The organism is Flavobacterium galactosi (assembly GCF_048158585.1).
In the GTDB taxonomy this organism is placed as follows: Bacteria; Bacteroidota; Bacteroidia; order Flavobacteriales; family Flavobacteriaceae; genus Flavobacterium; species Flavobacterium galactosi.
Window position 1 is genome coordinate 37,399 of the sequence record NZ_JBLNKV010000004.1, and the last position, 26,581, is coordinate 63,979.

General features: G+C 34.1%; 22 protein-coding genes. 16 read left to right on the forward strand and 6 right to left on the reverse strand.

Annotated elements, in window-relative coordinates; all coding sequences use genetic code 11:
• Positions 1-45 precede the first annotated feature (45 nt).
• Positions 46-1,203: a 5-(carboxyamino)imidazole ribonucleotide synthase gene (locus tag ACM55M_RS09200; RefSeq protein WP_416857304.1), complete on the reverse strand. Its 1,158-nt coding sequence runs from the start codon at positions 1,201-1,203 to the stop codon at positions 46-48.
• A gap of 467 nt (positions 1,204-1,670) precedes the next feature.
• Between ACM55M_RS09200 and ACM55M_RS09205 the strand changes: the two genes are divergently transcribed.
• The 9 genes from ACM55M_RS09205 (at position 1,671) to obgE (ending at position 14,808) form a co-directional block, all read left to right on the forward strand.
• Complete coding sequence (locus ACM55M_RS09205) at positions 1,671-2,729, forward strand: helix-turn-helix domain-containing protein (RefSeq protein WP_416857306.1); 1,059 nt, start codon at positions 1,671-1,673, stop codon at positions 2,727-2,729.
• Between the two features lie 125 nt (positions 2,730-2,854).
• Positions 2,855-3,919 (forward strand): helix-turn-helix domain-containing protein, encoded by a 1,065-nt coding sequence (locus ACM55M_RS09210; protein ID WP_416857307.1) that lies wholly within the window; start codon positions 2,855-2,857, stop codon positions 3,917-3,919.
• Between the two features lie 276 nt (positions 3,920-4,195).
• Positions 4,196-4,627 carry a hypothetical protein gene (locus tag ACM55M_RS09215; RefSeq protein ID WP_416857309.1) on the forward strand — a complete coding sequence of 144 codons (432 nt, stop codon included), beginning with the start codon at positions 4,196-4,198 and terminating at the stop codon, positions 4,625-4,627.
• A 10-nt stretch (positions 4,628-4,637) separates the two neighbouring features.
• Entirely contained in the window at positions 4,638-9,857 is a 5,220-nt protein-coding gene (locus ACM55M_RS09220) for a T9SS type B sorting domain-containing protein (protein ID WP_416857310.1), read from the forward strand.
• Positions 9,858-9,881: 24 nt separating this feature from the next.
• Positions 9,882-10,769, forward strand: coding sequence for a PorP/SprF family type IX secretion system membrane protein (locus ACM55M_RS09225; RefSeq protein ID WP_416857311.1), 888 nt, complete (start codon positions 9,882-9,884; stop codon positions 10,767-10,769).
• Positions 10,770-11,117: 348 nt separating this feature from the next.
• Positions 11,118-11,648 (forward strand): hypoxanthine phosphoribosyltransferase, encoded by a 531-nt coding sequence (gene hpt / locus ACM55M_RS09230; RefSeq protein ID WP_416857312.1) that lies wholly within the window; start codon positions 11,118-11,120, stop codon positions 11,646-11,648.
• Between the two features lie 9 nt (positions 11,649-11,657).
• Positions 11,658-12,230 carry an adenylate kinase gene (locus ACM55M_RS09235; RefSeq protein ID WP_416857313.1) on the forward strand — a complete coding sequence of 191 codons (573 nt, stop codon included), beginning with the start codon at positions 11,658-11,660 and terminating at the stop codon, positions 12,228-12,230.
• Positions 12,231-12,445: 215 nt separating this feature from the next.
• Positions 12,446-13,717 (forward strand): hemolysin family protein, encoded by a 1,272-nt coding sequence (locus ACM55M_RS09240; protein WP_416857314.1) that lies wholly within the window; start codon positions 12,446-12,448, stop codon positions 13,715-13,717.
• Between the two features lie 89 nt (positions 13,718-13,806).
• On the forward strand, positions 13,807-14,808 hold the full coding sequence (gene obgE / locus ACM55M_RS09245) for a GTPase ObgE (protein ID WP_416850267.1): 1,002 nt from the start codon (positions 13,807-13,809) through the stop codon (positions 14,806-14,808).
• 73 nt (positions 14,809-14,881) lie between these two features.
• Here obgE and ACM55M_RS09250 read toward each other — a convergent pair whose 3' ends face one another.
• Together ACM55M_RS09250 and ACM55M_RS09255 are read right to left on the reverse strand one after the other, a co-directional pair.
• Positions 14,882-15,871 (reverse strand): glycosyltransferase family protein, encoded by a 990-nt coding sequence (locus ACM55M_RS09250; protein WP_416857316.1) that lies wholly within the window; start codon positions 15,869-15,871, stop codon positions 14,882-14,884.
• Positions 15,872-15,925: 54 nt separating this feature from the next.
• Positions 15,926-16,741, reverse strand: coding sequence for a UDP-2,3-diacylglucosamine diphosphatase (locus ACM55M_RS09255; protein ID WP_416857317.1), 816 nt, complete (start codon positions 16,739-16,741; stop codon positions 15,926-15,928).
• 143 nt (positions 16,742-16,884) lie between these two features.
• On the opposite strand from ACM55M_RS09255, the gene ACM55M_RS09260 reads away from it, so the two are divergent.
• From ACM55M_RS09260 to ACM55M_RS09285, 6 genes are read left to right on the forward strand one after another with little or no spacing between them, the layout of a single operon-like run.
• On the forward strand, positions 16,885-17,571 hold the full coding sequence (locus ACM55M_RS09260) for a tetratricopeptide repeat protein (protein ID WP_416857318.1): 687 nt from the start codon (positions 16,885-16,887) through the stop codon (positions 17,569-17,571).
• 59 nt (positions 17,572-17,630) lie between these two features.
• Positions 17,631-18,986 (forward strand): UDP-N-acetylmuramate--L-alanine ligase, encoded by a 1,356-nt coding sequence (locus ACM55M_RS09265; RefSeq protein WP_416857319.1) that lies wholly within the window; start codon positions 17,631-17,633, stop codon positions 18,984-18,986.
• An 8-nt stretch (positions 18,987-18,994) separates the two neighbouring features.
• Positions 18,995-19,453 carry a GNAT family N-acetyltransferase gene (locus tag ACM55M_RS09270; RefSeq protein WP_416857320.1) on the forward strand — a complete coding sequence of 153 codons (459 nt, stop codon included), beginning with the start codon at positions 18,995-18,997 and terminating at the stop codon, positions 19,451-19,453.
• An 11-nt stretch (positions 19,454-19,464) separates the two neighbouring features.
• On the forward strand, positions 19,465-20,160 hold the full coding sequence (gene radC, locus ACM55M_RS09275; protein WP_416857775.1) for a RadC family protein: 696 nt from the start codon (positions 19,465-19,467) through the stop codon (positions 20,158-20,160).
• Between the two features lie 9 nt (positions 20,161-20,169).
• The gene (locus tag ACM55M_RS09280) at positions 20,170-20,859 is read left to right on the forward strand and encodes a YjjG family noncanonical pyrimidine nucleotidase (RefSeq protein ID WP_416857321.1); all 690 of its coding nucleotides are present in this window, start codon (positions 20,170-20,172) and stop codon (positions 20,857-20,859) included.
• 12 nt (positions 20,860-20,871) lie between these two features.
• On the forward strand, positions 20,872-21,720 hold the full coding sequence (locus ACM55M_RS09285) for a hypothetical protein (RefSeq protein WP_416857322.1): 849 nt from the start codon (positions 20,872-20,874) through the stop codon (positions 21,718-21,720).
• Positions 21,721-21,771: 51 nt separating this feature from the next.
• Here the strand turns inward: ACM55M_RS09285 and ACM55M_RS09290 are convergent, their stop codons facing one another.
• Positions 21,772-23,049, reverse strand: a complete 1,278-nt coding sequence (locus ACM55M_RS09290; protein WP_416857323.1) for a replication-associated recombination protein A — start codon at positions 23,047-23,049, stop codon at positions 21,772-21,774.
• 281 nt (positions 23,050-23,330) lie between these two features.
• Between ACM55M_RS09290 and ACM55M_RS09295 the strand changes: the two genes are divergently transcribed.
• Complete coding sequence (locus ACM55M_RS09295) at positions 23,331-24,110, forward strand: rhomboid family intramembrane serine protease (protein WP_416857324.1); 780 nt, start codon at positions 23,331-23,333, stop codon at positions 24,108-24,110.
• A 44-nt stretch (positions 24,111-24,154) separates the two neighbouring features.
• Here ACM55M_RS09295 and rlmB read toward each other — a convergent pair whose 3' ends face one another.
• On the reverse strand, positions 24,155-24,889 hold the full coding sequence (gene rlmB / locus ACM55M_RS09300; protein WP_416857325.1) for a 23S rRNA (guanosine(2251)-2'-O)-methyltransferase RlmB: 735 nt from the start codon (positions 24,887-24,889) through the stop codon (positions 24,155-24,157).
• Between the two features lie 113 nt (positions 24,890-25,002).
• Positions 25,003-26,565: a SusD/RagB family nutrient-binding outer membrane lipoprotein gene (locus ACM55M_RS09305; protein ID WP_416857326.1), complete on the reverse strand. Its 1,563-nt coding sequence runs from the start codon at positions 26,563-26,565 to the stop codon at positions 25,003-25,005.
• Between the last annotated feature and the right edge of the window lie 16 nt (positions 26,566-26,581).

Consider the following 26,581-nt stretch of genomic DNA (forward strand, 5'->3'; position numbering starts at 1 on the left):
TTTTAATTTTGTATTTTAAAGTGTATGACTGCGACTGAAAATAGATTATCGATTACTAATTACTCGAATCGTATTTTTTACTTTTTCAGCAATTTTTCTGGCTTCATCAATATTTTTGTTTACAATCGTAACATGTCCCATTTTCCTAAAGGGGCGTGTTTCTTTCTTTCCGTAAATGTGAGGCGTAACACCTTCCCAGCTTAATATTTTTTCAATATTTTCGTAAACTACATCTCCAGAAAAACCTTCTGCCCCAGATAAATTCACCATAATGCCGGCCACTTTACTAGCTGTATTTCCCAAAGGTAAATTAAGAATGGCACGTAAATGATTCTCGAATTGGGAAGTGTAACTGGCTTCAATGGAATAATGACCTGAATTGTGTGGGCGGGGAGCGACTTCATTAACTAAAATTTCATCGTCTTCAGTTTGAAACATTTCGACTGCCAAAAGTCCAACATGATTGAATTTCTCCGAAACATTTAATGCGATTTCGGTTGCTTTTTTAGCAACTGCAGCGTCAATTCGAGCAGGACAAATCACGTATTCTACTTGGTTTGCTTCTGGATGAAATTCCATTTCTACCACAGGATAGGTTTTTATTTCACCCGATGGATTGCGACAAACGATAACCGCCAATTCATTTTTGAAAGGAACCATTTCTTCAGCAATACATTCTACATTGGCTAAATTGTCTAAATCTGAAATTTGTCGAATGACTTTTACCCCATTTCCATCATAACCAAATTCAGTGCATTTCCATACAAAAGGCAATTTTAATTTAGAATCCAGTATAGCAACAACTACACTTTTTAGATTGCCGAATCGTTTGTAATTTGCTGTGGGAATAGCATGTTTGGTATAAAAATCTTTTTGAATTCCTTTATTTTGGATGAGTTTCAATGTTTTAGGCGAAGGATATACTTTTATGCCTTCTTCTTCAAGTTTTAGTAAAGCTTCAAGATTTACCAATTCGATTTCAAAGGTTAATACGTCAACGAGTTTTCCAAAATTGTAAACGGTTTCAAAATTCATTAAATCCCCTTTGAAGAATTTATCACAAGCTATTTTACAGGGTGCTTCATCACTTGGATCAAGAACATAAGTTTGTATGTCGAATTTTCGAGTGTCAAACAACAGCATTTTGCCGAGTTGTCCGCCGCCGAGAATTCCCAGTTTAAAATCAGAAGAAAAATAATTCATTAGGTTGTTGTTTGTGCAAAGATAATTGATAATTAACAAATGTCAATTTATTGTTTGTTGATTTGATGAGTGATATTTTTCAAATTTAAAAGTAATAATGATATTTTCGATAAGAATTTTATGTACTAATGGATAAACAAGTATCTTTACCTACTTTAGGTTATTAATTTTGATTTGGTTTAGCAGGCTGATTTTAGCTATTTATTGTGTAAAATAAGTTGTTTATTACATATTATATTTGTTAAAGCTAGGTTTTAAAAACAAATTTAAAAATTAGGAAATCAATTAAAAACACACAGCAAGGAATAACTTGTTACTGCCTCAATCTTGAAAATCGAAAATAAAGTTACGTCTTGATAGTTTGTCAAATAAATTTCGATTTTAATGCGATTGACTTTTATTAGTAGCTTTTATTTTGACAAATTATTTTTTGAATTTGATTCGATTTTCTTCTAATAACTAAATGTATGCCCTCAAATAATTGGACTAAACATATTCAAAAATATCTTTTTCTTCTCAAGGATGATTTTTTTGGATTACCCTATTTGTCTAATTCTCCACAAGTCATGTTGGATAGTTTAATAAAATTACCGATAACAAATCATAAATCTTTGCAACAGTCAGTTTCTTCAAATAATTATTTTTGTAAAGGTATAATACGCTATCGTGAAATTGAAGACGGTTTTTGGCTTTTGGAAACCGATATAACTATTAAAGAAAATATAATAGCTAAGGCTATTTATGATGAAAATCAATTAAGAGATTATTATATATTATCTTTTTCTGTATTTAAATATAAATATCCTTTTAAAAATTTAAGTGATAGCATAATTCTGAGTACTTGTTGGACTTTTTACAAACCTGGAACAGAAGTGACAACCTATTTTTATAAAGGCACAACGGGTAAGTTTTTTAATGTCGCATTTAATAAGGAATGGGCGAATAAAAATCTTTCTTCTAACAAGTTTCCTCAAAAAGAGGTTATTAAAAATTTTTTAGATACTAAAAAAGGTTTTTTTACTTGGTTAGACATCGCTCCAAAAGCACATGGTTTAGCAAAAATAATGTCAAAAAATTTAGAAACCGAAAGTGAAGGAAAATTTAATACTGTAGATTTAAAAAAGCATTCTATAAAATTGATTGCTGAATTTTTTAATAATTCTTTTGAAGATAACCGCATTTTAGATAATGTTTCGTTAAGCAATTTAGATTATTATAATGTGGCCAAGGCCGAGAAAATGATTTTGCATAATTTGCATCTTCCGTTTTTAGGCATTGAAAGTGTTGCATCTGAGGTAAATACTTCGCCTACAAAATTAAAATCTAACTTCAAAACGGTTTTTGGGTTTTCTATGTTGCAGTATCACAAAGAAAAAAACATGCTTCTGGCTATGCAACTGATTCAAAATCCGGATATTCAAATTCAAAATATAGCAACTGCAACAGGTTATGAAAGTGCCAGTAAATTTACGGCAACATTCAAAGAACGTTTCGGGAAATTGCCGTCAGCTTTTAGAAATAATTAAATTGTAGATGCTTTTCTCGAATAAAATATGTTGTAACAGCCTATTTTGTATTTTCATTTAATCTATATTTACATAATAAATTCTTATAATAATTCCTGTTAATTAAAATATTATACCTATCAAATATGCGTTTAGTAAAGTGGATTAAATTCATAAAAGAGAATATAAATTTTTACAGGGATGGTTTCTTTGAGTTGCCTTATTTATCTAATTCTCCTGAAATTTTAATAAAAAGCATTATCAATTCCCCCTCTTCCCGTCATGTTCGGCATGAACAAGCGGTTTACCGAAACAATCCTTTTTCTAAAGGTGTTATGCGTTATAGGGAGATTGAAGAGGGTTTCTGGATTATTGCAACAAATATTACATTTAAGAAAAATGTGATGCTAAAAGCAATTTATGATGAGGACTTTGTTAGTGATTATTACACACTTACATTTACAGTTTTTGAGAGCGAAGTGAAATTGCAAAATACATTTGCTGATAAGACCCCTTTTTCAAGCAAATATTGGGGTTTCAAAAGACCAGGAACCGAGGTAGGCGCTTATTTTTATAAAGGTTCTGTCTGTGAATTTTACCTTTATGGATTCAGTAAAGAATGGGCTGAGAAAAATTTTTCGTTTGAAACTTTGCCGGAAGACAACCAAATTAAAAATTTTTTAAATTCAGACAAAGGCTTTATTTCTTATCAGGATATTGTGCCTAATGCAGGTGAATTGTCTAAAGAAATTTGGATGAATTTAAAAACGGTTAAAACAGATCAATTGAGTAAATCAATTTTAAAATCTCAAACACTTCATTTAGTTTCCACTTTTTTTAAGAATGCATTTGTCGACCTACGCATTGGTAATTACATCCCTGTCAATACAACGGATTATAGGAAAATTGCCAAGGCCGAAAAATTAATTACCGATAATTTAACAGCTCCTTTTCAAGGTGTAGATAATATTGCGCAACAGGTGAACTTGTCCCCTACAAAACTAAAATTGACTTTTAAGTCTGTTCATGGGATTTCTATGTTGCAATACCATAAAGAAAAAAACTTGCTTCTCGCTATGCAAATGGTTACAAATACCGATATGCAAATAAAAAATATTGCTTTTGCAACGGGTTATGAAAGCGCGAGTAAATTTACAGCCAATTTTAAAAAACGCTTTGACAAACTCCCGTCAGAAGTACGTTTTTTATAGCCATTATAAATGGATTTTGGCTATTTTAACAAATTATTTTGTTTTTTTTAGGGCTATTTTTCTGATTTTATTAATTTTATTTTGTTTTATATTTTTAATTTAAAAATATAAAATGCTGTTTTTGATTGCTTTAATGAATATATAGATCGATTTTTATCGATTCTATATTTGAAAAATAACAACTGGTCTTAATAGGCTATCGATATGTCCTAATGGGCTATTTCTCCATTTTTTTTTCTTTTATTTTTGGATCCAAATAATTCTAAACAAACCAGTATGAAATTAAAATTACTCTTCATTATGAGCTTTTTTTTTGTTTTTTATAATACAATATATGCTCAGTCAGAATCCCAAGGGGAAATCATAAAGCAATGTGTTGCTTTACAAGAACTTCAGAAAAAAATCCCAAATGAAATTAAACAAAGCATGAAAGACATCTTGATTTTGAATCAAGGTGCAAATTTCATGTTTGGTCAAGATTTAAGTGTTGACAATAAGGCTATACTATTAATTTCTGAAGAGGAATTAATAAACAAAAAGGGAAATAATTATTTTGTTTTTGACATTCTTACTGTTGAAGATAATAAATCAACTGTGGTTTATAGTTTTGTTTATCAAAATAACAAGAAAGAGATTGTTGTACATGTTAGTTTATTGCTAGAAAAAGATGCAGATAAATGGAAAGTTGTTAATTCAAAAATTGATTAAATAAAGAGATATGAAAAATAACAAATTAATACAAGATCTACTGGCAAAAGCGTTTTTACTCGTTTTTGCTATTTTTTCTTTGCAGTTAGGTGCACAAACCACACCGGTTTCTGTTTTTAATTATCCGGGATTGAATGGCTCTTCAGGATGCGATGGAGAGAATGCAAATCTTATTGGAATTGTAAGTGCAATTCCTGCATATACTGTGGACGGTTCTATAACCAGTTTCTCAAATTCTGGAACTCTTGCAGCGCAATTAGATGCCAGTGTGTTTTTCTTTATGACCGACATGGAAACTCAAAATCCATCCAGCACCACTTTTTTGCCTTTAGCATCCAGAGATGTTATTAAGAACTGGGTAAATGCTGGGGGTGTTATAGTGATGACAGGAACTTACGGGGGATACGATACTGATTTTTTGAATTTAATTTTTTCTTGGGATCTGGGCACTACTACTGGTTCTTCTTGGGCAAAAAACACGGTTAATACTGCTGGAACCCCTTTTGAAGGCGGACCATCCTCGCTTCCTTGGTTAAGTGCTACAGATGCGATTTCCCGTGGTACTGTTCTTGATTTTACTACGATGTGGGGAACGGATAGTAATGCTACCGTAGCGGTTATAAAATACGGTGCAGGGTCTGTAATCTTCATGGGATATGATTTTTATAGTGCAGGACCATCTTGTAGTCAATATTCTTCTACTTGGGTTCAGAATATTATCCCTTCGGCTCTTAAATATGCAAAAGAACTATCTAGTATAGTCGATAATATAACTTATACTACTGCAGACGTTAAATATTCTTTTGCTCAAAGTGGTTCAACATATTATTTATTAGTTCCTTCTGGGTCAACTGCACCTACAGCTTCACAAATAGAGGCTGGAGCCGATTATTCGGGCGTTAGTGTAAAAACTAGTGGTAATGCCGTTACAACAGCAAATGTTGAGCATGTGTTTAGTTTGGCTGGACTTGTGTATAATACAAGTTATGATTTTTATACAGTCACAAAATATAATTTGGGAGCTGGTGATGTGTTTTCGGAGGTAAAAAGAGTAAATTTTTCTACTTTGGATAATGACTTGCCTGTTGGTTCATCTATTTCTAATCAACCTTTATTATGTAAGGACACTTCAATAAGTCCAGTTTCATTAACAATCACTGATGTGTATCCTGGAGACGATACTTATATTGTTACAGGAATTTCTTCAAATATTAGTTTAGTTCCAAACAGTAATATTGTGATTACCGGCACTGGAAGTTCAAGGTCTATTTCAGTTACTCCAAACACAGGTGTAATTGGGTCAAGTACAATTTCAATTAAAATTCAAGATAGTTTATTAAAAGAAACGACAGTTACATTTACTGTGAGTTTTGGAGATATAACAAAACCAACAATAGCGACATTATCTTCATTGAATGTCAATGCAGATATAGGGGTTTGTACCTATGCAAGTTCACAATTAACGGCACCGACAGCGGCAGACAATTGCAGTGTGGTAAGTGTTGTTGCTTCTCCAGCAAGTTTAGTGCTAGGTGCTAATACCGTAACTTGGACCGTAACCGATGGAGCAGGATTAACGGCAACTTCTACACAAATAGTAACTGTATTAGATACACAAAATCCAACAATAGCGACATTGTCAGCAATGAATGTCAATGCAGATGCGGGAGTTTGTACGTATGCAAGTTCACAATTAACGGCACCGACAGCGGCAGACAATTGCAGTGTGATGACGGTTGTTGCTTCTCCTGCAAGTTTAGTTTCAGGTGCTAATACCGTAACTTGGACTGTTACCGATGAGGCAGGATTAACGGCAACATCAACTCAAATAGTTACGGTTAAAGATGTGACGCCTCCTGTCATTACTTGTCCTGTAAATATTCTTGTAAGTAGTGCCATAGGAAGCTGTTCAGCAGATATAGTTGTGCCGACATTAGTATTATCGGATAATTGTAGTGCCCTTTGTAGTACCGAAGACCTTGATACCTACACAACAGGACTTGTAAGTGGACAATCGCCTCAATGGGCGGTATGGCCAGGTGGTGCCTCGGGATTAGTTTCAACAGAACAATTTTCGAGTGCGCCAAATAGCTTAAAAATATCAGGAATTCCAGCTGGAGGACCTGTTGATCAGGTTTTTAAATTAGGGAATCAGACCGCTGGAAAATGGACAGTGAGTTTTAAAATGTATGTTCCTGTAGGGAATGCAGCGTACTATAATTTGCAACATACTGAATCTCTTTTTGAATGGGGACTTGAATGTAAGTTCAATTCAGACGGAACTGGATCTTTGTTTGCAGCAGGTTCTAATACAGGATTGGTTTATCCTCAAGGGCAGTGGTTTGAAGTGAAGCAATTAATTGATCAAACGCTGGACGTAACAAGTTTGTATATAAACAGTGTTTTGGTTAAAACATGGCGGTTCTCTCTAAAAGCTAGTGGGGCACCTGGTCAGAACAAAATAGGTGCTTTTAACTTTTTTCCAAGTACTAACCCATCAGAATCTAATCCATCGGCAACACCTCTTTTCTATGTCGATGATATTAGTTTGTCTGGCGATGCTGCTCAAATGGGTGTGTATGTTGCAAGAAAGTATACTAAAAACTATTCTATTGGTACCACAACCAATATAATAAAAGTAACAGATGCTACAGGAAATCCTTCAAGCTGTAGTTTTGGTGTTACTGTTACCGATAATCAACTTCCTGTAATTGCTTCTAATGGAGATAAAAATGTGAATGTTGATTTCAATGTTTGCGGAGCAACTGTAGTTGTTTCGGCATCAGCGACAGATAATTGTATTGTAGGCGCACCAACTGGCGTTCGAAGTGATGCACTGGCATTGAATTCCATTTATCCGGTGGGAACCACAACGATTAAATGGAATGTATCAGATGCTAACAGTAATGTAGCAGTTGAAGTTGTCCAAACCGTTATCGTAAGGGATAATCAACTTCCTGTGATTACTTCCAATGGCAATAAAAATGTAACTACTGATTTAAATGTTTGCGGTGCAACAGTAGTTGTTACGGCAACTACAGCAGATAATTGTACTGTTGGATTGCCAACTGGCGTTCGAAGTGATGCATTGGCATTGAATTCCGTTTATCCTGTGGGAACCACAACGATTAAATGGAATGTGTCAGATGCTAACAGTAATGCAGCAGTTGAAATTGTCCAAACCGTTATCGTAAGGGATAATCAACTTCCTGTGATTACTTCCAATGGCAATAAAAATGTAACTACTGATTTAAATGTTTGCGGTGCAACAGTAGTTGTTACGGCAACTGCAGCAGATAATTGTACTGTTGGATTGCCAACTGGCGTTCGAAGTGATGCATTGGCATTGAATGCTGTTTATCCGGTGGGAACCACAACGATTAAATGGAATGTGTCAGATGCTAACAGTAATGCAGCAGTTGAAGTTGTCCAAACCGTTATCGTAAGGGATAATCAACTTCCTGTGATTACTTCCAATGGCAATAAAAATGTAACTACTGATTTAAATGTTTGCGGAGCAAGCGTAGTTGTTTCGGCATCTACCACAGATAATTGTACTGTAGGTGCAGCAAAAGGCGTTCGAAGTGATGCATTGGTATTGAGTGCTATTTATCCGGTGGGAACCACAACGATTAAATGGAATGTATCAGATGCTAACAGTAATGCAGTAGTTGAAGTTGTCCAAACCGTTATCGTAAGGGATAATCAACTTCCTGTGATTACTTCCAATGGCAATAAAAATGTAACTACTGATTTAAATGTTTGCGGCGCAAGCGTAGTTGTTTTGGCATCTACCACAGATAATTGTACTGTAGGCGCAGCAAAAGGCGTTCGAAGTGATGCATTGGCATTGAATGCTGTTTATCCGGTGGGAACCACAACTATTAAATGGAGTGTATCAGATGCTAACAGTAATGCGGCAGTTGAAGTTGTCCAAACCGTTATAGTAACGGATAATCAACTTCCTGTGATTACTTCCAATGGCAATAAAAATGTAACTACTGATTTAAATGTTTGCGGCGCAAGCGTAGTTGTTTCTGCATCTACCACAGATAATTGTACTGTAGGTGCAGCAAAAGGCGTTCGAAGCGATGCATTGGCATTGAATGCTGTTTATCCAGTGGGAACCACAACGATTAAATGGAATGCAAGTGATAGTAATGGAAAAGATGCGGTTGTAGTAATTCAAACGGTAATAGTGGTTGACAATGCTCTGCCTACAGTGCTTACAAAAAATATAACGGTTCAACTCAATGCTACAGGAAATGTTTCGATAACTCCAGCTCAAATCAATAATGGAAGTTCAGATGCTTGTGGAATTGCGTCATTGACATTAGATAAAACTTCGTTTACTTGTGCCAATGTTGGATCTAATATGGTAAAATTTACTATAACTGATGTAAACGGAAACGTTTCTTCTCAAACGGCAATCGTAACTATTGAGGATAAAGTTGCGCCCGTTGTTGTTGTAAAAAACAATACTATTCAACTAGATGCTTCGGGTAATGCTTCAATAACTGCAAATCAAATCAATAATGGAAGTTCAGATGCTTGTGGAATTGCTTCAATCAGTTTAAGTAAACTTACTTTTAGTTGTGCCAATGTAGGAACCAATACGGTTATTCTGACTGTAAAAGATGTCAACGGGAATGTAGCAACGGCCTCTGCGGTGGTAACAGTTGTTAATGCATTTGGCGATAATGATTTAGATGGAATCAAAGACAATTGTGATGACGATGACGACAATGATGGAATCTTGGATGTAAACGATAACTGTCCGTTAATAGCGAATGCGAATCAAGCTGATAATGATCATGACGGTTTGGGTGATGTTTGTGATGATGATGATGACAATGATGGAATTCTAGACACTATAGATAATTGTCCGATGACTTACAATCCTAATCAGGAAGATCGCGATCATGATGGTCTAGGAGATCTTTGTGATTTGATCGAGATTAACGTAGCAGAGGCTATGACTCCAAACGGAGACGGGATTAATGATACCTGGGTTATTTATAATATCGAAAACCATCCCAACTCAGTGGTACGCGTTTTTAATCGTTGGGGAACAGAAGTGTTTTCGGCCAGAAACTACCAAAATGATTGGGATGGTCATAGCAAAAACAATGGTCAGTCGTTGCCTGAAGGAAGTTCGTATTATTATCAGATAGATTTTGAAGGTGATGGTACTATTGATAAAGAAGGTTGGATATACATAAACAGATAGTCGTAAAATAAGAAAACGAAAGACATGAAAATAGTTAAAAATATATTTGCAGGAGCACTACTACTTTTCAGTGGTGCCCTTTTTGCCCAGCAGGAAAGTACTTTTACCATGTACAGGTATCATATGAATATGATAAACCCAGCTTATGCAGGAGTGGATAATGAGACGGTTGTTACGGGTTCATTCCGAAGACAATGGACAGGAATAAAGGATGCACCAGAATCTCAGGCAGTTTCCTTTGGAACAAATGTTGGGAGTAATTTAGGATTAGGGATTTCTATGGTTAGCGATAAAACGTTTATCGAAAAACAAACTATGTTAGGAATTGATTTTTCTTATAAGTTAAAAATGGACGAGACAATGGACTTATACTTGGGATTTAAAGTGGGAGGTAATTTTTACGATGTAAATACTTCGGGACTTCAAACCTATTTGCCACAATCTGATCCTGCCTTGGGATCTATAAATCATTTTAATCCGAATGTAGGTATAGGAGCTCTGTTAAAAAATGAAAAATTATTTGTTTCGATTTCTATTCCAAGGATGTTAAATACAAAAAGAGCCAAAAATGATGACGGATATGCTTCTGTAGCAACTGACAGGCCTCATATTTATTTGAGTGGGGGATATGATTTTAACTTGAACTCGGATGCGTCTTTGGTATTAAAGCCTTCTTTTATGTTAAGATATGTTAATGGATCGCCGGTCTCTATTGATATTAACTCAATGATTCAGATTCAAAACAATTTTGAAATTGGGGCCATGTATCGAAGTGATCAAGCCTTTGCAGGTCTAGTTGATTTCATAATAAGCAAACGTATGATGGTAGGTTATGCTTATGAGGTAAGCACAAGAACGGAATTGGCAAGCGCAAAAAACACAAATGAATTTTTTATTCGATTTAAGTTTTAATGAGACAATCAAAAAACATTTACTTTTGAAATAGTCTTTATTTTGCCAGACTAATTTAAAACAGAAGGGGGTTGTCTATTTATAGGCAGCCTCTTTTTTTTAACCGTTACTTTAAGTTGTTTAAATTGTGTTTTCAATGTATAACCTGAAATAAGAGGGCGAATATATTTTTGTTTTAGGCAAATACTATTTTATTTTCTTCGTAATTTATGTTGCATCATTTATTGCTTTTAATACATTTAAAGTTGGTTTTTTGTGAAATTTACTTAAAATTACAAATTAATGCCCATTTATCAATTGTCAAATCCGAATTCAGTATCTTTGCGCATTATTTTAAATACGAAAATAATGATACAACTTCACGATAAACAATTTGTTCCGTTTATTTCTGCTAAAGAAATTGACTTTGCAATCGCAAAAATGGTTGCTCAAATAGAAGATGATTTTGGTGATGAAATACCAGTATTTGTGGGTGTCTTGAACGGTTCTTTTATGGTAGTTTCTGATTTTATGAAACTGTATAAAAAACCTTGCGAGCTATCTTTCATAAAAATGGCCTCTTACGAGGGAACTTCTTCCACAAATGAAGTGAAACAATTAATAGGATTGAATCAGGATTTGACTGGACGCACCGTTATTATAATAGAAGATATTGTGGATACCGGGAATACTTTGGTAGAGCTGAAAGCATTATTTAAAAAACAAAATGTAAAGCATTTTAAAATAGCAACACTTTTTTTTAAACCGGAAGCCTATACAAAAGACATGAAAATAGATTATGTTGGAATTAGAATTCCAAATAAATTTATCGTCGGTTTTGGCTTAGATTATGATGGTTTAGGAAGAAACTTACCCGAAGTATATAAATTAAAAGAATAACTACACAACATGACTAACATTGTTTTATTTGGAAAACCAGGAGCAGGTAAAGGAACTCAAGCTGAATTTTTAAAAGAAAAATACAAATTAACGCATATCTCCACGGGTGATGTATTTCGTTTTAATTTAAAAAACGATACCGAACTTGGGAAACAAGCAAGAGTATATATGGATGCTGGGGATTTAGTGCCAGATGAATTGACTACTAAAATGCTAATTGATGAGGTAAATAAACACCCGGAGACTAATGGAATTTTGTTTGACGGTTACCCAAGAACAATTTCACAAGCCAAGGATTTAGATGTATTTCTTACATCAATAGGTTCTCAAGTTGCAGCGACAATAGCGCTTGAAGCCGATGATGAAATCTTGGTGGCAAGATTACTCGAAAGAGGAAAAACAAGTGGTAGAATTGACGATCAAGACGAAGAAAAAATTAGAAATCGCTACCAGGAATACAATGAAAAAACAGCTCCTTTAATGGATTATTATCAGGAGCAAGGAAAATTTCACGCAGTAAATGGAATAGGTTCCATTGCGGAAATTACCGAAAGAGTAAGTAACGTTATCGATAATTTATAGGAGCAATTCCAGCTGTACATTACAAGTCCTCGTTAAAAAAACTATTTTTCTAAGTCCTAAAAGGAGCTTCCTTTGGTCGCTCTTTTTTGACAAAAAAATTAGCTTTTTTAAGTCCGGGCTTTTCATTCCCATCTGGGCTAAAAATCAGGATTGCAGGTTTCAGAAAATAAAATTCAGGAATCAGAATTTAAATAAAAAACGAATCAACTAAAAAATTGGAAATACTAATAATATTTTTTCTAATACTATTAAATGGGGTTTTCTCTATGTCAGAAATCGCATTGATTTCAGCACGAAAGAATAGATTAGAGACTGCGGCAAAAAAAGGAAATAAAAGCGCTAAAATCGCATTGGATTTAGCGAATTCACCAAATAAATTTTTGTCAACAGTACAAATAGGAATCACGCTGATAGGGATTCTTACCGGTATTTACAGTGGGGATAAAATAACCAAAGATGTTGAGGCATTTATAATAGGGTTTGAAATAGTAAAACCGTATGCCCATTCTGTTGCTGTAGGTTTAGTTGTTGTGATTTTGACTTTTTTCTCCTTAGTATTGGGAGAGTTGTTGCCTAAAAGAATAGGCTTGAATCACCCGGAATCCATTGCTAAAGCGGTGGCATTGCCCATGAAAATTGTTTCAATTGTTACCGCGCCATTTATTTGGTTGTTAACTCATTCAACGGATTTTTTATTGAATATTTTACAAATAAAACCCACTGCGGACGGTAAAGTAACCGAAGAAGAAATAAAAGCGATTATCAAGGAAGGTACTGAAGGTGGAGAAGTACAGGAAATAGAACAAGATATTGTGGAGCGTGTTTTTCATATTGGAGACCGAAAAATAAACTCCTTGATGACGCACAGAAAGTCAGTAGTTTTTTTACCTTTACACGCTGATAAAGAACAGGTTAAAGAATTCATGCTGAAAGAGTTGCATTCTATTTATCCTGTTTATGGGGAGAATTATGATGATATTGTTGGGGTCGTTAACCTAAAAAATATTTTTGCTCATTTTGAAAATGAAAACTTCAATTTAGCGGATATAATGACTGAAGCTCCTTTTATGATGGAGCAAACTACTGCTTATATAGCCTTAGAAAGATTCAAAAAAACAGGTATTCATTATGCATTTGTCTCTGATGAATATGGTGTTTTTCAAGGCGTAATTACTTTGAATGATATTCTGGAAGCCTTAGTAGGCGATGCTTCTGATTTTTATAAAGATGATTTTCAGCTGATTGAAAGAGAAGATGGAAGTTGGCTGGTTGATGGGCATTATTCACTGCATGATTTCTTGACTTACTTTGAATTAGACGAGTTAATCAATGATTACGAAGTAACCACGGTGAGTGGCTTAATTATGACGGAACTCTCTCATATTCCTAAACAGGGAGAGAAATTAATTTGGCAAAAATTTGAGTTGGAAGTCATCGATATGGATGGCGTGAAGATTGATAAAGTGATGGTGAAAGCACTTAAATAATAAAAATAGAAATAGAGGGCAGGAGACAGATAGCAGTTTGAATTTTTTTCAATCCGAAATCCGAAAGCTGAAATCTGAAATTAAAAAAAATGACTGAAGGGAATTTTGTAGATTACGTTAAAATATATGTTTCTTCCGGAAAAGGAGGAAAAGGGTCTACGCATTTGCATAGAGAAAAATTTATTGAAAAAGGTGGTCCTGATGGTGGTGATGGTGGTCGTGGTGGTCATGTTTTTTTAGTTGGTAACAAAGGTCTTTGGACATTGTTTCACCTTAAATTTGCCCGACATATTAAAGCTGGTAATGGTGGAGATGGTAGTGGAGACAGAAGCACGGGCGCTGATGGGGATGATAAATTCATTGAAGTTCCGCTGGGAACAGTTGTAAAAGATAAAGAAACCGGAGAAATATTATTTGAAATTACCGAAGACGGTGAAAAACAAATACTTTCTCGAGGTGGAAAAGGTGGATTAGGGAACTGGCATTTTAGAAGTTCAACCAATCAAACACCAAGATACTCACAGCCGGGATTGCCTGGTGCAGAAATGGATGTTATTCTTGAACTAAAAGTGCTAGCCGATGTAGGTTTAGTAGGTTTTCCTAATGCAGGAAAATCAACATTGCTATCAGTACTGACTTCAGCTAAACCAAAAATAGCGGATTATCCGTTTACTACTCTAAAACCAAATCTTGGAATCGTGGCGTACAGAGATTTTCAATCTTTTGTTATAGCTGATATTCCAGGAATTATTGAAGGTGCTGCGGAGGGGAAAGGTCTTGGGCATTATTTCTTGCGACATATTGAACGCAATTCAACGTTATTGTTTTTAGTTCCAGTGGATACTCCAGACATCAAAGCAGAATATGATATTTTGGTAAACGAATTGACAAAATACAATCCAGAAATGCTTGACAAAGAGCGTTTGTTGGTGATTTCAAAATGCGATATGCTCGATGATGAGTTGAAAGCAGAATTGAAAGTCGAATTAGACGTTGCTTTCAAAGACATTCCTTATATGTTTATTTCATCTGTGGCTCAACAAGGCTTGACCGAATTGAAAGACAAATTATGGAAAATGTTGAATGACTAACATTTTAAAAAATTATAGGAAAAGGTGTTCTGAAAAGAGCACCTTTTCTGTTTTTATGATTTATTTGATTCAGTTATTTATTATAAGTGTCAAATAAAAATTGCAAGGTTTCAGGGATATTATTGGCTTGTATTTTTGGGTATTTTATAGGAGAATCAAGCCAGTTTTCTATTGTTAAATAAAAATCATCCCCAACATCATAAAGGACAGGTACCCCCATTTTTTTGAGAGCCGCTGCATTGCATTCTTGTTCATAGTGCTTCCGAATAGGAATAGAGAGTATTTTTTTTTCTAAATATAATGCTTCAGCGGGCGTTTCAAATCCTCCGCCAGTAATGATTCCTTCACAATTTATGAGACTTTTATTGAAGTATTCTTGATTCACTGGAAAATAAGTAACGTTTTTTATGGTGTGTTTGGTTTTTACATCATTCAAAAACCAATGAAAAGAGAAGTTAGGAAGCTTGTTGAATGCTTTCTCTAAGCAATCTTTTTGAAAAGAAGGCAAATAAACGGTAATATGACCTTTGTTTTTGGGTTCGGCATTTAGGATTTCATCTTTGATAATCGGAGGACGTATAAAGGAGTCGTATTTATCAAAATGCAAACCAATGTACTGAGGAGAAGGTGCATAATGTTTCAGAATCATTTCTCCAATAAGACTCTTTTTTTCAGGTCTGGGAGTTAAAGGAGATATAAAACTGGCTTGATGTCCAAATTGTATGGAATGGACCTTTTGTAATTTACAGGCCAAAGATGTAATAGAATCAAAATCATTGATGACTACATCATAGTTTTTCAGCGGTAAAGAATTCGCGTCTTTATAGATTTGTTTTGGTTTAACGTTTTTGGCAATATCCCAATAATTCAAACCGCCGCATTTACTGTAATGTAGGCTACAGCCTTCGCTTTTGAATTTTATAGGCAAATTGACATCCAGACTGGCATTGTTGCCACTCATAAAAAAATCAACTTCGCCAAATTTTTGTAGGTAAGGATATAATTGTACAGCTCTGCTGATGTGACCATTACCGGTTGCCTGAATGGCATAAAATATTTTCATTACTGTATATTTTGATTTTAGGATGCGTCTAATGTTTTTTAAAAATGCTGTTTTTTAAGAGAGAATTTTATTGACAATGTCATTGACTATTTTTTCTTCATGAGATTCAGTGTCATTATAATGCTCTGTTTTATAATGATAAAGGCTCCATTTTTGTTTTTTATATTCTAATGCCGTAAGGTTTTCAATCCAATCACCACTATTCAAGTACATCACTTTTCCGTGTTCATTTTCTATTTCCTTCATCTGGGGTTTATGGATGTGGCCGCAAACTACGTAACTGTATTTTTTTTGGATGGCTATTTCTGCCGCTGTAGTTTCAAAATTAGATATAAAGGAAACCGCTTTCTTGACACTGTCTTTAATCATTTTGGAGTAGCTTCTTTTTTCTTTGCCTAAAATGCCCAAAAACCAATTAATCAAACTGTTGATTAAAATCAATAAATCATAACCTTTGCCGCCAAGTTTAGCCAGTATTTTGGCATAGCCTTGAGTAGAGGAATCGAATACATCTCCATGAAAAATCCACGTTTTTTTGCCGTCTAAATCCAGAATTAATTTATCAGCCAATTCGAAATTTCCTAAAATAAAATCAGAGTATTTTCGTAAAGCTTCATCGTGATTTCCGGTTATGTAGATTACCCGAGTACCTAGATTAGACATTTTTATAATTTGTCTCAATACATTCATATGCGAGGCTGGAAAATAGCTTTTACTAAAACTCCACATATCGATAATATCTCCATTTAAAACTAATGTTTGAGGATTTATCGATTTTAAATACTGTAACAATTCTTTTGCATGACAACCATATGTTCCTAAGTGTACATCGCTTAATACTACTAAAGGAATTTTTCTCTTTCTTTTCATTTTTAGTTTTTACGAAAGTAAGACCACTATGTTATGTTAATGTTTCTTATTCATTATATTTCCTTTTTTAATTGAGGGGCTTTTTAGCTTAAAAAAATCTGTTTAATACTTCAAAATTTCCTTATTTTTGAAGGATGAAAAAAATGGCATACTTCTTTTTATTACTTCCTTTGATGATTTGGTCACAATCCAGTTTTGATGTCGCAGAAAAATTATTTAAAAAGGAAAAATTTGATCAGGCGCGACCTGTTTTTGAAAATTTTCTAAAAAGTAATCCGTCTAGTCTTAAAACAATCGAATATCTGGGAGATATTGCTGGACGAAATAAATCATGGGATACAGCGATAGGATATTATAAAAAACTGAAGCAATTGAAACCTTCGGAAGCCAATTATTATTATAAATATGGAGGAGCTCTTGGCATGAAAGCAAGTCAGGTTAGTAAATTCAAGGCTCTTGGAATGATTGATGAAGTTAAAGGGTCTTTTGAAAAAGCAATAGTTCTCAATCCTAAGCACATTGAGGCACGTTGGGCATTGATAGAGTTGTATATTCAGTTGCCGGGAATCATTGGCGGTAGCGAGTCTAAGGCTGTGAAATATTCGAATGAATTATTTCGGTTGTCACCCATTGACGGCTATTTATCTAAAGGACATATTGACGAATATTTTAAAAGATATAAAAATGCAGAACAAAACTACAAAAAAGCAATTGCTATAGGCGGTTCAAAAATGAGCTATCAAAAGCTGGCCAATTTGTACAAAAATAAGATGAACGAACCTGAAAAAGCAAAATCAGTTTTAGAAGAATATAAAAATAAAAAAGGATAAATAAGTTAAGATTAATTTCTAATTTGTTTCGAATTCAACAACTATAAAACACAAACTTAATGCGTACACATTTTATAGCTATCGGAGGAAGTGCCATGCACAATCTCGCTTTAGCATTACACAACAAAGGGTATCAAGTTACAGGAAGTGATGATGCTATTTTTGAACCATCAAAATCAAGATTAGATAAAAAAGGAATTTTGCCTCCGGAATTAGGATGGTTTACTGAAAAAATTACCTCAGATATCGAAGCAGTAATATTAGGAATGCATGCCAAAGCTGATAATCCGGAATTGTTGAAAGCACAGGAATTAGGATTGAAAATATATTCTTATCCTGAATTTCTTTACGAACAATCCAAAAATAAAACGCGCGTTGTAATTGGTGGTTCTCATGGAAAAACAACCATAACTTCAATGATTCTTCATGTGATGCATTACCATGATATAGCGGTTGATTATATGGTTGGCGCACAATTGGAAGGATTTGACACGATGGTGCATCTTACTGAGGAAAATGATTTTATTGTTTTGGAAGGAGATGAATATTTGTCTTCGCCAATAGACAGAAGACCAAAGTTTCATTTATACCAGCCGAATATTGCTTTAATTTCTGGAATTGCTTGGGATCATATCAATGTTTTTCCAACGTATGAAAATTATGTGGAACAGTTTGAAATTTTTATTGGCAAAATTACCAATGGTGGGATTTTAGTATACAATGAAGAGGATTCCGAAGTTAAACGTGTTGCCGAAGCCGCTACAAATCCAATCCGAAAATTAGCGTATCATACACCAAAATATACCGTAAATGATGGCATTACGCTTCTCGAAACTCCGGAAGGCGACATGCCGATTGAAGTTTTTGGAGCACATAATCTTAATAATTTGGCTGGAGCCAAATGGATTTGCCAAAATATGGGAGTCGATGAAGCCGATTTTTACGAAGCTATCGCGAGTTTTAAAGGCGCGTCAAAACGATTGGAAAAAATTGCTGAAAGTAAAACTAAAGTTGCTTACAAAGATTTTGCCCATTCACCAAGTAAAGTGGCGGCAACTACAAAAGCCGTAAAAGAACAATATCCAAATAGAACTTTGGTGGCTTGTTTAGAATTGCATACGTATAGCAGCTTGAATGCTGAATTTTTAAAAGAATATGAAGGCGCATTAGAATATGCTGATAAAGCAGTTGTTTTCTATTCACCGGATGCAGTAAAAATTAAGCAGTTGGAAGAAGTGACTTATGAACAAATAGCAAGTGCATTCAATAGAAAAGATTTAATCATTTATACGAATCCAAAAGATTTCAAAGATTATTTGTTTCATTTAAATTTTGAGAATTCAGCTTTATTATTGATGAGTTCCGGTAATTATGGAGGACTGAATTTTGATGAAGTCAAAGAGTTGATGAAATAAAAAACAGAATGAATGATAAAATAGAAAGTAGTAAGACTAACAGCGAGAATCAAGATTTTGTGAATCTGATTGCTGCATTAGATAAAAGTTTATGGGAGCGTTACCCAGAATTAAAAACAAATTATTGGGGGAATAATGTCATTGAATTAAATCCTAATGTTATTGTTATTTATCTCGAAAATAAGCCTGTAGCTTGCGGGTGTTTTAAGAAATATGATACAAATACAATTGAATTAAAACGTATGTTTGTTTCTCCTGAAGCAAGAGGGATGGGACTCGCACAAAAAATAATAAAAGAACTGGAACTTTGGGCACATGAATTAGGTTTTTCTGTCTGTGTTTTAGAAACCTTATACAAACAAAAAGAAGCGATTGGTTTGTATCAAAAAGTAGGCTATACTATTGTTGATAACTATCCACCTTATGTGGGTTTAAAAAATAGCATTTGCATGAAAAAACAAATTTAAGAGACAAGCCTATGCCTGAAAATTCTTTTTTCCCAATAACGAACTGGTCCGAAGACGACAAACCACGAGAAAAACTAATGCTCAAAGGCAAAAGTGTTTTGACTGATGCGGAACTGATTGCTATTTTAATTGGTTCAGGAAGTCGTAACGAATCTGCAGTTGATTTGAGTAAACGAATTTTAGGGAGTGTTAATAATAATTTGAATGCGTTAGGAAAATTGTCTATTTCGCAATTAATTAATTTTAAAGGAATAGGCGAAGCCAAAGCAATTTCAATAATTGCCGCTTTAGAACTAGGAAGAAGGAGAAGAGCGGAGGATGCTGTTGAGTTAACAAAAATTACTTCCAGCAAAACAATTTTCGAAATCATGCAGCCTATTATTGGGGAGTTGCCACACGAGGAATTTTGGATTGTATATTTAAATAATTCAAATAAAGTTATTTCAAAATCACAATTGAGTAAAGGCGGTATGACAGGAACTTTGGTTGATGTACGATTGGTTTTTAAAACAGCACTTGAAATGGGTGCAACAGGATTGATTTTGTGTCACAATCATCCTTCGGGAACATTACTTCCCAGTGATGCCGACAAACAAATTACACGGAAACTGAAACTTGCAGGAGATAGCTTAGAAATAAAAGTATTGGATCATCTTATTGTGACCGAAACCAGTTATTTTAGCTTTGTTGATGAGGGAATATTTTAAAAATTTAAAATGAAACATACCATTATAAAAGACGTTTTCTTTGATTTAGATCATACACTTTGGGATTTCGACAGAAATTCTGAATTGACGTTTGATACTATTTTCAATAAAAATCATCCAACAATTGAAACCAAAGAGTTCATTGAAAAATATGTGCCCATAAATCAAGCATGCTGGAAGTTATATCAATACGATAAAATTACGCATGCTGAATTGCGTTACAACCGGTTGAAGCATTCTTTTGATGCAATAAATTATACTATTTCCGATCAACAGATTGAAGATATTGCTCAAGAATACATTCAGCGATTGCCGGAGAATAATCATCTTTTTGACGGGACTTTTGAGGTTTTGGAATATTTAAATCAAAAATATAAACTGCATATTATTACCAATGGTTTTGCGGAGGTGCAATTTAAAAAAATAAGTAATTCCAATATTGGTAGTTATTTTCAAACGATTACCAATTCTGAAATGGCAGGCGTAAAAAAGCCAAATCCTATTATTTTCGAATATGCTCTTGACTTGGCCAAAGCCAAAAAAGAAAGCAGTGTTATGATTGGGGATTGTATTGAAGCAGATGTTCAAGGTGCGCTGAATGCAGGGTTAGATGCCATTTTTTTTAATGAAAGTAATGTTGATGTAGAACAGAATATTAAACAAGTAAATCATTTATTAGAACTAAAAAAATATTTATAAATTGAAATCGCCATGATTCAAAAAAAAACAATCATAAATGAAGAATGGCGATACCATATTGCATTAAAAAACAAATATTATATACATATGAAAACAAGATTCCTATTCCTAATAGTATTAATTTCAAGTTACTGTTTCTCGCAATCTGTAAATGATTATAAGGCGGTGCTTATTCCATTAAAATTTGACTTCACTAAAACAGATAATCAATATAGACTGGCAACTTTATCTAAGTTTAATTTAAATAAAGCGGGTTTTCAAGCATATTATGATAATGAACAATTGCCAAAAGAAAATAATGATAGATGTAGTTTGTTGTATTTTGACGTTGTGAAAGAAAAATCATTTTTAACAACCAAAGTTTATATTACTTTTAAGGATTGTGACAAGAAAATTATTTTTAAATCGGATATTGGTATAAGTAAAGAAAAAGACTATCAACTTGCTTACACCGAAGCATTGAATAAGGCTTTTGTGTCAGTTTATGCTTTACAATATAAATTTAATGATGCGCGTACTAGTAATTCAATTGCAGTTCCTGCGCCAGATGTGTCAAATGTTTCTAAAGGAATAGTCGAGGTTAGTCCAATGTCAGAACCGGTAAAACAAGCTGAAACGGCACAGAAAACAATTGTTGATAATTCAAATTTGCTTTATGCACAACCTACAGCTACGGGTTTTCAATTAATAGACAGCACGCCAAAAGTGATGATGAAAGTCTATAATACTTCTAGAAAAGATTCTTTCATTGCCACAAAAGGAAATACACAAGGTGTTTTAATTGCAATTGGTAATCAGTGGTTTTTTGAATATTACCTAAATGACAAATTAATTTCGGAAAAAATAAACGTAAAATTTTAGAATTTAAAAAGAGATATTAAAAATAAAGCGATGCAGTGCATCGCTTTATTTTTAATATCCATATTTATTTTTCCAACGGTTTTTTAGAAATTCCCGAATGGTGTTTTCGCGGGAGTTGTTTCCTGGATTATAAATTGGCTTGTTGCTTAGTTCGTTTGGTAGGAATTCCTGTTCCGCAAAGTTATTGGTAAAATCATGTGAATATTTATACTCCTCCCCATAACCTAATTCTTTCATTAATTTAGTAGGCGCATTACGCAAATGAATTGGAACCGGCAAATCGCCTGTTTGTTTCACTAGTTGTTGTGCTGTTCCAATAGCAAGATACGAAGCATTGCTTTTAGGGGAAGTTGCTAAGTAAATAGCACATTGGCTTAATATAATTCGGCTTTCAGGGTAGCCAATTGTTGAAACTGCCTGAAATGCATTATTAGCCATGATAAAAGCGGTAGGATTTGCATTTCCTATATCTTCACTACTTAGGATAAGCATTCGTCTGGCTATAAATTTTACATCTTCACCACCTTCAATCATTCTTGCTAGCCAATAAACTGCTCCGTTTGGATCGCTTCCGCGAATTGATTTTATAAAAGCCGAAACAATATCATAATGTTGTTCGCCGCTTTTGTCATACAAAACGGTATTTTGTTGTACCAATTCGAAAACGCGATTGTTAGTGATTATAATTTCAGCTTCATTAGAGGCGTTTACGACAAGTTCGAAAATATTTAATAGCTTGCGTCCATCGCCCCCGGAAAGGCGCAAAAGCGCCTCCGTTTCTTTCAAAATAATATTTTTCGTTGCCAAAAAGGCATCCGTTTTCATGGCACGCTCTAATAAGCTTTCCAAATCAGCTTTAGTAAAAGCATTTAAAACATAAACTTGGCAACGCGAAAGTAATGCAGGGATAACTTCAAAACTTGGATTTTCTGTGGTTGCACCAATCAGTGTAATCCAGCCTTTTTCCACTGCTGCTAATAAGGAATCCTGCTGTGATTTGCTAAAACGATGAATCTCATCAATAAATAGTATGGGGTTTTTTGCAGTAAAAAGACCACCACTTTGTTTTGCTTTTTCAATAACATCACGTATGTCTTTTACACCTGAATTGATAGCGCTTAAAATATAAAACGGTCGCTTTGATTCCTGCGCAATAATTTGTGCCAAAGTCGTTTTTCCCGTCCCTGGTGGTCCCCAAAAAATTAGAGAAGGAATTATTCCTTTTATAATTTGTTGAGTCAATGAGCCACTTGGCCCTACCAAATGGGATTGACTGATATAGTCTTCTAATTTTTGAGGTCGAATGCGTTCTGCAAGTGGTGCTTCCATTTGTATTTTAAATCTGAAATCGTTACTCTTCAATCATAAATGAAAATATGACTTTTGTAAAATTACTATTTTTATTTGGAGCTATTTCCAGCTGTCCACTATATCTTTTTATCTCGTTAAAAAAAACGAGATAAAAAGGATACCTCCCGAAACTTCGGGATCATCTGGGCTAGAGGACTGTATTTTAAAATGTCTTTTGGTTTTAATATGACAAAATAGCATTAAATTGCTTTTGGATAAATTTTTGAGCTTAATTCACTAGAACCCGAAACCATAAACTGATGGATAATCATTTCAAATTTACTAATGCTGTTGTTGGACTTCCACTTTTTTTTGTAGTATTCCTGTGGTTTGTTTTTTGGCTTGAAATCCGATTTGATTTTGATTTTGTTGAAAACGGGATTTACCCAAGATCGTTTTCGGGTTTACAAGGTGTTTTTTTTAGCCCTTTTATTCACGCTGATATTGAGCATCTTTATAATAATTCAATTCCCTTACTGATTTTATTGGGGGCTTTACAATTTTTTTATGCCAATCAATCTGTCAAAGTTATTGGATTTGGAATTTTGCTTTCGGGAATGATTACTTGGGTTATTGGCAGGGACAATTATCATATTGGTGCTAGTGGTTTGATTTATGTCTTGGTGAGTTTTATTTTTTTTAAAGGCTTACAAACAAAATATTATCGTTTGGTAGCTTTGTCATTAGCAGTTATTGTTATTTATGGTGGTTTGGTTTGGTATGTTTTTCCTAGCCCCGAAATCATCGGAGAAAAAGCAATTTCTTGGGAAGGTCACTTGGCTGGATTGATAACAGGTTTTGTTTTGTCTTTAATTTACAAAACACCAGAATATAAGAAAGTAATCAAATATGATTGGGAAAAACCAGATTACAATCCGGAGGAAGATAAATTCATGCAACGTTTCGATACAAATGGAAATTTTGTCAATCTACCATTACCTGAAGAAACAACGGAATTGTTATCCTATTATTCTTCTGATTTCCCTGTAGAATATACAATTGTCTTAAATGAAAAAAATGAACTAAAACCAGAGTCTTAATTCATTTTTTTAAAGTGTACCGATAGTATGATCAAATCTATTTTTTAGCTCCTTTGTCTTACCGCCTCATATAAAAAAGCACCACAAGCAACTGATACATTTAAAGATCCAATAGTTCCAAACATGGGTAGTTTAGCTTTTTCATCCACAATTTTTAAAACCGATGGGTTAACACCGCGATCTTCTGATCCCATTATAATAGCTACAGGTTCGTTTAAAGAAATATCATAAATATTTTGATCTGTTTTCTCTGTAGCGGCTACAGTTTTAATACCGCTTGCCTGTAAAAGAAAAATAGCATCTTTAATGTGTTCCACTTTACAAATCGGAATATTAAACACGGCTCCAGCTGAAGTTTTTACGGTATCTCCATTTACGGGAGCGGAACCAGCCTTTTGCACAATAATTCCATTTACACCAGTACACTCGGCAGTTCTGATTATAGCACCAAAATTACGTACATCAGATATTTGGTCCAAAATTAAAAATAAAGGTTTCTTTCCGTTTTCAATTACGGATTCTATCAGCGATTCTAAATCAAAAAAGGAGATAGGAGAAATGGTTGCCACTGCACCTTGATGGTTATTAGGCGTAAGTCTATTAAGCTTTTCAACAGGAACGTAAGAGAAGTTAATGTTGCCACGCTTCATCACTTTCATTAAGTCTTTCATCAGTTCGCTGCTTGCTTCCTTTTGAATGTATACTTTGTCTACCGTTGCGCCTGCTTGTATGGCTTCAATTATTGCTCTAATCCCGAATATTTGGTGTTCTTTTTCCATGGTGCAAATATATAAAAAAAACCACCAGTTTTTGACTGGTGGTTTTGATTCTTGGTATAAAATGATATACATTGATGTATTTATGAATAACTACCTATAAATAAAATACTCGATTATTGAAGATAATAAGGAGTTTTAGCATTTACAGTGAATAGATCAGCATTAGTAACCACAGGAACATTCGCACTATTTGAAGAATATTCTGAAGTTGGATAGATTAATCTATTTGGTCTGGTTGTAGCAATAACACCGAAAGGTAATGGTAAAACTGGGAAACCAGTTCTCATATGATCGATGTATAGTTCAATACCATTCCATTCCGCTAAGGCAATATATTTCTGAGTCATAATGGCGCTGATCTTATTTGTAGATCCCGTATAGTCTAAGCCGTTTTTACCGGCAATACTAGCTAAATAAGTCGTTGGATTAAGGACGGTTGTTACAATTGTACCAAAATTTCTACTGTAAAAATTGAAAGAAGAAGTTACTCCTGCATCAAATTCAGTTTTGGCAACTCCTGATAAATAACCTCTTTCAATGGCTTCGGCTTGAAGAAAATGACTTTCAGCAGCTTGCATTAAATAAGCGTCTCTTTCAGCTCCGTTTTTATTCGCAATTTCTACAGATGCACCTGTACGTCCATGATAAAAAGATGCGATTTTTGATATTGCCGTAAGTGGGAAAATGCCCTGAACATTACCAATAACTGTACCTCCAACAAGAGTGAATATTTTAGATCTTCGAGGGTCTACAATTCCAGTTGTAATATTAGCGTCATTTATAGTTCCATTTACAAGTCTAGCTGCAAAATCCCCAGCTGCATTAGCTGCGTTAGCTGATGTAGCCGCACTAAATGATTCGTTTTGGCCATAGGCTCTAAATACTGGAGTTCTTGAGTTAAGAGTACTTGTATTGTAACCCGGATTAACAGTTACATCTTCTGTAACGAAATTTTTATTTGCATTTAATGCTGTAAAACGAGTCGTTCTTAAGGTAACAAGTGCGGCATCAGTTGTTTTAGATAATCTCAATAACAATCTTAATTCAACTGTGTTGATAAACTTCTTCCATTTGTTAACGTCTCCATGAAAAACAATATCTTCAGCTCCTAAACCAACCACATTTGCACTTGGACTATTAAAATAAGCTTTTGCTTCGTCAAGTTCTTTGAACAAAGCTGGGATGATTACTTTATCATCATCATACTTTGGGGCTGTAACATCAGATTTAAATGCTTCTGAGTATGGAGCATCTCCATACAAGGCAGTTACATAATCCATACACATTACTTTCATTACTTTTGCAATTCCATAATGATAAGAATAATCAGGAAACTGACTTTTTTTATCTAAAATGTCTTGAAAATTATCTGCAAAAAGATATGAGCTTTCAAAATTTGTTTGATAGCTACTACTATCAAAAATGTAGGTCCAAGCAGGATCTGTAGACGTAAAACCACTATTCAAACCCCATACATAAGCTACTCTGTTACCATAGTTTCCTAGAGTGATAATTTGATGATTTGTATAGTTATTTATAGCTCCAGCTAACATTTGTTTAGGTGCAAGATCATTGTAGCCGGCTCTGTTTGACTGGTCTTCATTTACATCGAGATAATTTTCACAAGACGTAAATAAGAGTAACATAATCATGCTACTTAAAAATATTTTTTTCATAATATATGTATTTAAT